This is a genomic window from Amantichitinum ursilacus, assembly GCF_001294205.1.
GTDB lineage: Bacteria > Pseudomonadota > Gammaproteobacteria > Burkholderiales > Chitinibacteraceae > Amantichitinum > Amantichitinum ursilacus.
The window spans coordinates 104269-111891 of sequence record NZ_LAQT01000026.1; the positions used below are offsets into that span (position 1 = coordinate 104269).

Annotated in this window: 8 protein-coding genes; all 8 read left to right on the forward strand. The window is 59.0% G+C overall.

Translation table 11 applies throughout. The features are described from left to right. Window positions 1–4 precede the first annotated feature (4 nt). The 8 genes from WG78_RS16110 (at window position 5) to WG78_RS16145 (ending at window position 7609) form a co-directional block, all read left to right on the forward strand. Complete coding sequence (locus WG78_RS16110) at window positions 5–1297, forward strand: peptidylprolyl isomerase (protein ID WP_053938860.1); 1293 nt, start codon at window positions 5–7, stop codon at window positions 1295–1297. A 26-nt stretch (window positions 1298–1323) separates the two neighbouring features. Further along, window positions 1324–2298: a 4-hydroxythreonine-4-phosphate dehydrogenase PdxA gene (pdxA, locus tag WG78_RS16115; RefSeq protein ID WP_201782463.1), complete on the forward strand. Its 975-nt coding sequence runs from the start codon at window positions 1324–1326 to the stop codon at window positions 2296–2298. 250 nt (window positions 2299–2548) lie between these two features. Then, window positions 2549–3352 carry a 16S rRNA (adenine(1518)-N(6)/adenine(1519)-N(6))-dimethyltransferase RsmA gene (rsmA, locus tag WG78_RS16120; protein WP_053938862.1) on the forward strand — a complete coding sequence of 268 codons (804 nt, stop codon included), beginning with the start codon at window positions 2549–2551 and terminating at the stop codon, window positions 3350–3352. Between the two features lie 106 nt (window positions 3353–3458). Beyond that, on the forward strand, window positions 3459–4220 hold the full coding sequence (locus WG78_RS16125; protein WP_373278989.1) for an amino acid ABC transporter ATP-binding protein: 762 nt from the start codon (window positions 3459–3461) through the stop codon (window positions 4218–4220). A 221-nt stretch (window positions 4221–4441) separates the two neighbouring features. Next, entirely contained in the window at window positions 4442–5341 is a 900-nt protein-coding gene (locus tag WG78_RS16130; RefSeq protein ID WP_053938875.1) for a glutamate/aspartate ABC transporter substrate-binding protein, read from the forward strand. A gap of 129 nt (window positions 5342–5470) precedes the next feature. Beyond that, window positions 5471–6217, forward strand: coding sequence for an amino acid ABC transporter permease (locus WG78_RS16135; protein ID WP_053938864.1), 747 nt, complete (start codon window positions 5471–5473; stop codon window positions 6215–6217). 1 nt (window position 6218) lies between these two features. Beyond that, entirely contained in the window at window positions 6219–6884 is a 666-nt protein-coding gene (locus WG78_RS16140; RefSeq protein ID WP_053938865.1) for an amino acid ABC transporter permease, read from the forward strand. After that, a complete protein-coding gene (locus WG78_RS16145) occupies window positions 6881–7609 on the forward strand; it encodes an amino acid ABC transporter ATP-binding protein (RefSeq protein WP_053938866.1) in 729 nt (242 codons plus the stop codon). Before WG78_RS16140 ends, WG78_RS16145 begins: the two co-directional genes overlap by 4 nt. Window positions 7610–7623 lie beyond the last annotated feature (14 nt).

A 7623-nucleotide genomic window follows, 5' to 3' on the forward strand; every position in this document is an offset into this window, starting at 1 on the left:
AGTCATGAAGCTTCGTTCTTTCGCCGCAATCGCCGCGCTGGCTGTTGGCCTGATTGCGCCGTCCCTGCATGCCGCCGAGGTCGAAACCGTCGACCGTATCGTGGCCGTGGTCAACCGCGAGGTGATCACCGCTAACGAACTGGCTGCGCGCGTCAATGCCGCCCGCAGCAACCTCAAGCAACAGAAGATTGCCGAACCGCCGCTCGAAGTGCTTAACCGTCAGGTGCTGGAGCGCATGATCAATGAACGCGTGCAGCTGCAATACGCCGCCAATAGCGGTATCAAGGTGGACGACGCGCAGCTGGAGCAAGCGGTTAATTCGCTGGCCAAGCAAAACAAGATGTCGGTGCCGGAGTTCCGCGATGCGCTGGGCAAGCAAGGCATTACCTACAGCCAGTTTCGCAGCGAAATCCGCAACGAAATCACCTTGCAACGCGTCCGCACGCGTGAAATCGACAACCGCACCTATGTGACGGACGCCGAAGTCACCGATTACCTGAAGCTCAACGCCGACAAGCCGTCAGTGGAATATCACCTGGCGCACATCCAGGTGTCGGTGCCGGAAAACGCCTCGCCGGACGAAGTGGCCGCGCGCCGCGCCAAGGTGGTCACCGCACGCCAGGAAATCAACGCCGGTAAAGAGTTTGGCACCGCCGCCGCGCAATATTCCACCGCCAAAGACGCCACCGATGGCGGCACGCTGGGTTGGTACGCTGCGGGCAGCTTGCCCCCTCAACTGGTGGCGCTGCTGCAAAAACTGCAGCCGGGCCAACTGACCGATATCATCCGCAGCCCGGCGGGCTTTGAGCTGGTCAAGCTGCTGGAAGTGCGCGCCGCCGACCAGCATCAAGTGGTCGACCAGACGCACGTGCGCCACATCCTGATCCGCCCGACCGAACTGGTATCCGAGGGCGAAGCCAAGGCCAAGCTGCAACAGATTCGTGATCGCATTACCCGCGGCGCCAAATTTGAAGACATGGCGCGCGCGTTCTCCGAAGACGGCAGCGCCAGCAAGGGCGGCGATCTGGGCTGGATGAACCCGGGCGATACCGTGCCGGAATTCGAACAAGCGATGAACGCGCTGCAACCGGGCCAGCTGAGCGAAGTAGTGCAAACGCAGTTTGGTTTCCATTTGCTGGAAGTGCTGGAACGCCGCCAGCAAGACGTGACCGAAGATCGTCAGCGCGTGACCGTGCGCAACGAACTCAAGCAACGCAAATCGGACGAACAATTCGAAAGCTGGGCGCGTCAGTTGCGTGACCAGGCCTACGTTGATATCCGCCTGAAAGACGAATAAGCATCAAACCACAAGGACGTCGTATCGTGCTGCCGCGCATTGCCATTACCTGCGGAGAACCCGCTGGCATCGGCCCGGAACTGTTGGGGGCGCTGGCGGCAGCAAACTTGTCGGCACAACTGGTCCTGATCGGTGATCGGGATTTGTTGTGTCAGCGCAATCAGGCGCACTGGCCCGCTTATTCGGCTGAAACCGCCGCGCCGGTATCGATCTGGCATGTGCCGTTGGGTGCGCCCAGCGTACCCGGCCAGCTGGACCCGGCCAATGCGCAGTTTGTGCTGGATGTGCTGGATGCCGCGATTGCGGGCTGCATGCGCGGCGAGTTTGAAGCGATGGTGACCGCGCCGCTGCAAAAAAGCGTGATTAACGAAGGCGTGGGTGGCAAGTTCTTTTACGGCCACACCGAATACCTGGCCGAGCACACGAACACCTCGCGCGTGGTCATGATGCTCACCGGCGCCAGCTTGCGCGTGGCGCTGGCTACCACGCATTTGCCATTGCGCGAAATTCCGGCCGCCATCACCGCTGAAAGCCTGACCGAAACACTGACCATTTTGCAGCACGATCTCAAACATCATTTTGGCATTGCCCAACCGCGCATTCTGGTGGCCGGGCTGAACCCGCATGCGGGTGAATCAGGCCATCTGGGCCGTGAAGAAATCGAGGTCATCGAGCCGACGCTGGACAAGTTGCGCGCGCAAGGCATGGATCTGATCGGGCCTCTGCCCGCCGATACGCTGTTTACGCCCCGCCAGCTGGCGCGCGGTGATGCGGTGCTGGCGATGTACCATGACCAGGGTTTGCCGGTGCTCAAGTTCGCCAGTTTTGGCGAGGGCATCAATGTCACGCTGGGCTTGCCGATTATCCGCACCTCGGTGGACCACGGCACGGCGCTGGATCTAGCTGGCACGGGCAAAGCCGATGCTGGCAGCCTGATCGCCGCCACCGAATTGGCGATCGAACTGGCCCATAAAAAACGCGCGGTAAACCACCGCACATAGGGTGGGTCTCGACCCACCATTCAGAGGCAAAGAGCAGGTCGCGAACGTGCGCGTGACGCAGTCCCCGACCTCTCAACGCCGAGTAGCGGGTCAGTGCTCGACCACATATAACGGCTGCAAAGGGCGACCAGGGCCGCTAAAGCCCTAAGCATCGCCTGTACCTGCGTACTTCTCAATGGCTTTGATGGGTGGGTCTAGACGGGGACGCCGCGTCCCACCCGATGCACACATTCTTTTTTTTGGCAGGACTATGGGACACATTCCCCGCAAGCGCTTCGGGCAGAATTTTCTGCAAGACCAAAGCGTCATTTACGACATCGTTTCGGCAATCAATCCCAAGCCGGGCGAGCCCGTGGTCGAAATCGGCCCCGGCCTGGCTGCGCTGACGGAGCCACTGCTGCAACGCGCTGGCCACTTGCACGTGGTCGAGATTGATCGCGATATCGTCACCCATTTGCAACAGCGCTTTACGCCCGAGCAGCTCACGATCCACAACGCCGATGCGCTGAGTTTTGACTTCGGCGCGCTGGCGGCCGAAATTGCGCCGGGCAGCAAAATCCGGCTAGCGGGCAATCTGCCTTACAACATCAGCACGCCGCTGTTGTTTCATCTGGCCTCGTTTGGCGATGCCATTTCCGATATGCACTTCATGCTGCAAAAAGAAGTGGTTGATCGCATCGTGGCCGAGCCCGGCACCACCGATTACGGCCGTCTCAGCATCATGCTGCAGGTCCGTTTTGCGCCCGAACACATTCTGAACGTGCCCCCCGGCGCGTTCTACCCGCCGCCCAAGGTGGATAGCGCGGTGGTGCGCATGATGCCGTGGCCCACGCCGCCGTATCCGGTTACCGACATAACGGTGCTGGAACAGATCGTGCAGCAGTCGTTTGGCCAGCGCCGCAAAACGTTGCGCAATAACCTCAAAGGTACGGTCACCGATGAAACGCTCAGCGCGCTGGGGCTGGATCCCACCTTGCGGCCCGAGCAGATTACCGTTGAGCAATATGTGCGACTGGCCAATGCGCTGGCGGCCGAAACGCGCCGCCCGCTGTAGTCAGCGCATGTGGTAAAACCGTAACCGAATCAACGCAATCAGGCACTTGCTTACGGGTTATCCCGGCTTGCATACAAGTGGCGATCTACACAGAATCGGGCGCTCAATGAACTCAGATAACTCCGCAATGATCCGTTTTAATCAGGTCAACAAGTGGTATGGCCGCGATCACCACGTACTTAAAAACATCAGCCTTGAGGTCAAGCAAGGCGAAGTGGTGGTGGTGTGCGGGCCGTCTGGCTCCGGCAAATCCACGTTGATCCGCACCATCAACCAGCTTGAGCCCGTTAATGACGGCGAAATCTGGGTAGATGGCGTGCAGGTCAATCATCCGCGCACCAATATCAATCGCTTGCGCGAAGAAGTCGGCTTTGTGTTCCAGCACTTTAATCTGTACCCGCATCTGTCGGTGCTGCAGAACATTACGCTGGCGCCGGTCAAGGTGCGCAAGATGAGCCAGGCCGATGCCGACCAGCGCGGCATGGAATTGCTCGAGCGTGTCGGACTGTCCAACAAACGCGATGCCTATCCCAGCCAACTCTCGGGCGGGCAGCAACAACGCGTAGCCATCGCCCGCGGCTTGGCCATGCAACCCAAAGTCATGCTGTTTGATGAGCCCACGTCCGCGCTTGATCCCGAGATGATCGGCGAAGTACTCAAGGTGATGCAGAACCTGGCCGAATCGGGCATGACCATGATGGTGGTGACGCACGAAATGGGTTTTGCGCGCGAGGTAGCAGACCGCGTGGTTTTTCTGGATCATGGCGAAATTCTGGAACAGGCCGCACCGGCCCAGTTCTTTAATAACCCGCAGTGCGACCGGGCGCAGCAGTTCTTGCGTCAGGTGCTGGCCCCCATGCACGGATAAGGGGCGGCAGCGCACCAGCACAGGGCCGGCGGCATTGCTGTCCGGCCCCGATTTTGTCAGGGAAATCCGCAACTTACGCGCTCCCGGGCAAGGCATGAAACTTGCGACGCTCAATCGCACAACTCAGGGCTTTAGGGATTTCACCGAGCGCGTTTGAAACACAAACCTGCTTATACTGGTCCTGACGCTAAAACTCGCTTACAGCAATAATGGAGAACAAGATGACCAAGCTTCTTCCCGCCGCACTCGCAATCGCCACATTGTTTTGCGGTGTTGCCCATGCAGAAGAACTGACCGGCACACTCAAGAAGGTCAAGGACAGTGGTGAAATCGTCCTCGGCGTGCGCGATTCCTCGATTCCTTTCGCCTATTACGATAACGCCCAGAAGCCCATCGGTTACTCCATGGATCTGGCCAACAAGATTGTGGACAACGTCAAAAAGACGCTGAACATGCCCAATCTGAACGTGCGCTATAACCTGGTCACCTCGCAAACCCGTATTCCGCTGGTGCAAAACGGCACCGTCGACTTCGAATGTGGTTCCACCACCAACAACCTGGAGCGCCAGAAGCAAGTGGCCTTCTCGGTGGGTATCTTCGAAATCGGTACGCGTCTGCTGACCAGCAAAAAGTCGGGCATCAAGGATTTCTCCGATCTGGCCGGTAAAAACGTGGTGACCACCGCCGGCACCACGTCCGAGCGCCTGATCAAGGCCATGAACGCCGACAAGAAAATGAACATGAACATCATCAGCGCCAAAGACCATGGCGAGTCTTTCCTGATGCTGGAATCGGGCCGCGCCGTCGCCTTCATGATGGATGACGCGCTGCTGGCAGGCGAAATGGCCAAGGCCAAGAACCCGGCCGACTGGACCATCACCGGCAAATCGCAATCGTACGAAATCTACGGCTGCTCGATGCGCAAGGATGACCCGGCCTTCAAGAAAGTGGTCGACGATGCGCTGAAGGCCACCTTCAAGTCGGGCGACGTCAACAAGATGTTCACCAAGTGGTTCCAGCAACCGATTCCGCCGAAGAATCTGAACCTGAACTTCCAGATGAGCGACGAGTTGAAGCAACTGATTGCCAACCCGACCGACAAGTCGGCTGAGCAAATGTAATAGCCCTGACCGCGGCTGCCGGCGTTGGCCTGGCAGCTGCGGTTTCAGGTTGTCCCGGGGGCCTGCACCCTCTGTTCCGGCCTTGCCGCGAGCAGCAGTGCAGGCCCCTTTGCATGAGGAAAAACAACCATGAATTACCACTGGGACTGGGGCGTATTTTTCCGATCCACCGGCGTGGGTCATGAAATCTACCTGGACTGGTTTTTCAGCGGGCTGGCCATGACACTGGGTCTGGCGCTGGCTGGCTGGATCATCGCGCTGGTGCTGGGCACGGTGCTGGGCGTAATGCGCACGCTGCCAGGCAAAGTGCTGCCGCGCATTGCGGGCGCGTATGTCGACCTGTTCCGTAATGTGCCGCTGCTGGTGCAGTTGTTCATCTGGTATTACGTCATTCCCGACTGGTTGCCCGATGCCATCGGCAACTGGCTCAAGCAGGATATCTCGCCGACCACCAATGCGTTTATTACTGTGATGGTCTGTCTGGGCCTGTTTACCGCCGCGCGCGTCTGTGAACAGGTTCGCACCGGTATCCAGGCGCTGCCGCGCGGCCAGGCCAATGCCGGCTACGCGCTGGGCCTGAATATCGTGCAGGTTTATCGCCATATCGTGGTGCCGCAAGCGTTCCGGATCATCATTCCGCCGCTCACCTCCGAATTTTTGAACATCATCAAGAACTCGTCCGTGGCTTCGCTGGTGGCCCTGCCCGAACTGCTGGGCCAGACCAAACAACTGGTCGACTTCAGCGCCGCGCAGTTCGAGGCCTACACCGTGGGCACGCTGATTTACTTTGTGGTCAACATCGCCCTGATGTTCTTTATGCGCTGGGTGGAAAAACGCCTGCGCGTACCTGGCCTGATCGCGCTGGGAGGCAAATAACATGACGCTTACCGATTTGTCGCAAGCCCTGCCCGGTTTGTGGGAAGGCATGAAGGTTACGCTGGAGCTGCTGGTGATGGCGGTGGTCGGCGGCATCGTGGTCGGCACCTTGCTGGCGCTGATGCGTTTGTCCGGCAACAAGTTCATGTCGGCGGTGGCGGGTTTTTACGTCACGTATTTCCGCTCGATTCCGTTGCTGATGGTGATCTCGTGGTTCTACTTTGCCGTGCCGCTGGTGATTGGCATGGTCACCGGCACCAATCGCCCCATCGGCGCGTTTGTGTCGTGCCTGGTGGCGTTTACCGCGTTTGAAGCCGCCTATTACGCCGAGATTATCCGCGCCGGCATCCAGTCGATTTCGCGCGGCCAGGTCAATGCCGCTTACGCACTCGGCATGACCTATCCGCAAGCGATGCGGCTGGTGATCTTGCCGCAGGCGTTTCGTAAAATGACGCCGCTGCTGCTGCAGCAGTCGATCATCCTGTTTCAGGATACGTCGCTGGTGTATGCAGTCGGCCTGCTCGACTTCTTCAATACGTCGTACTCCAAAGGCAATATCACTGGCGAAATCGGCCAGTACATCATGCTGGCGGGTGCCGTTTATTTTGTGATCAGTTTTGGCGCCAGCCGCATGGTCAAGCGCCTGCAGAAGAGGTTCACCGTATGATTTCCATCAAAAACATCAGCAAGTGGTATGGCGATTTCCAGGTGCTGACCGACTGCAGCACTGAAGTCAAAAAAGGCGAAGTGGTGGTGGTGTGCGGCCCGTCGGGCTCGGGCAAATCCACGCTGATCAAATGCGTTAACGGCCTTGAGGCGTTCCAGAAGGGCGACATCATCGTCGACGGCACCTCGGTGGGCGACCCCAAGACCAATCTGCCCAAGCTGCGTAGCCGCGTGGGCATGGTGTTCCAGAACTTTGAGCTGTTTCCGCATCTGTCGATTACGCAAAACCTGACGCTGGCACAAATGCAGGTGCTGGGCCGCAATCGCGACGAAGCCACTGTCAATGGTCTGCGTCTGCTGGATCGCGTGGGCCTCAAAGCGCATGCCGACAAGCATCCCGGCCAGCTGTCGGGCGGCCAGCAGCAACGCGTGGCCATTGCGCGCGCGTTGGCGATGGACCCGATTGCCATGCTGTTTGACGAACCGACCTCGGCGCTTGATCCGGAAATGGTTAACGAAGTGCTCGACGTGATGGTCGAACTGGCGCAGGAAGGCATGACCATGATGTGCGTCACGCACGAAATGGGCTTCGCGCGCAAAGTAGCCAACCGCGTCATCTTTATGGACAAGGGCGCGATCGTGGAAGACGCCACCAAAGAAGACTTCTTCGGCAGCCCGCGCAGCGAACGCGCTCAGGTCTTCCTGAGCAAGATCCTGCACCACTGATCACCGCAGGGCCC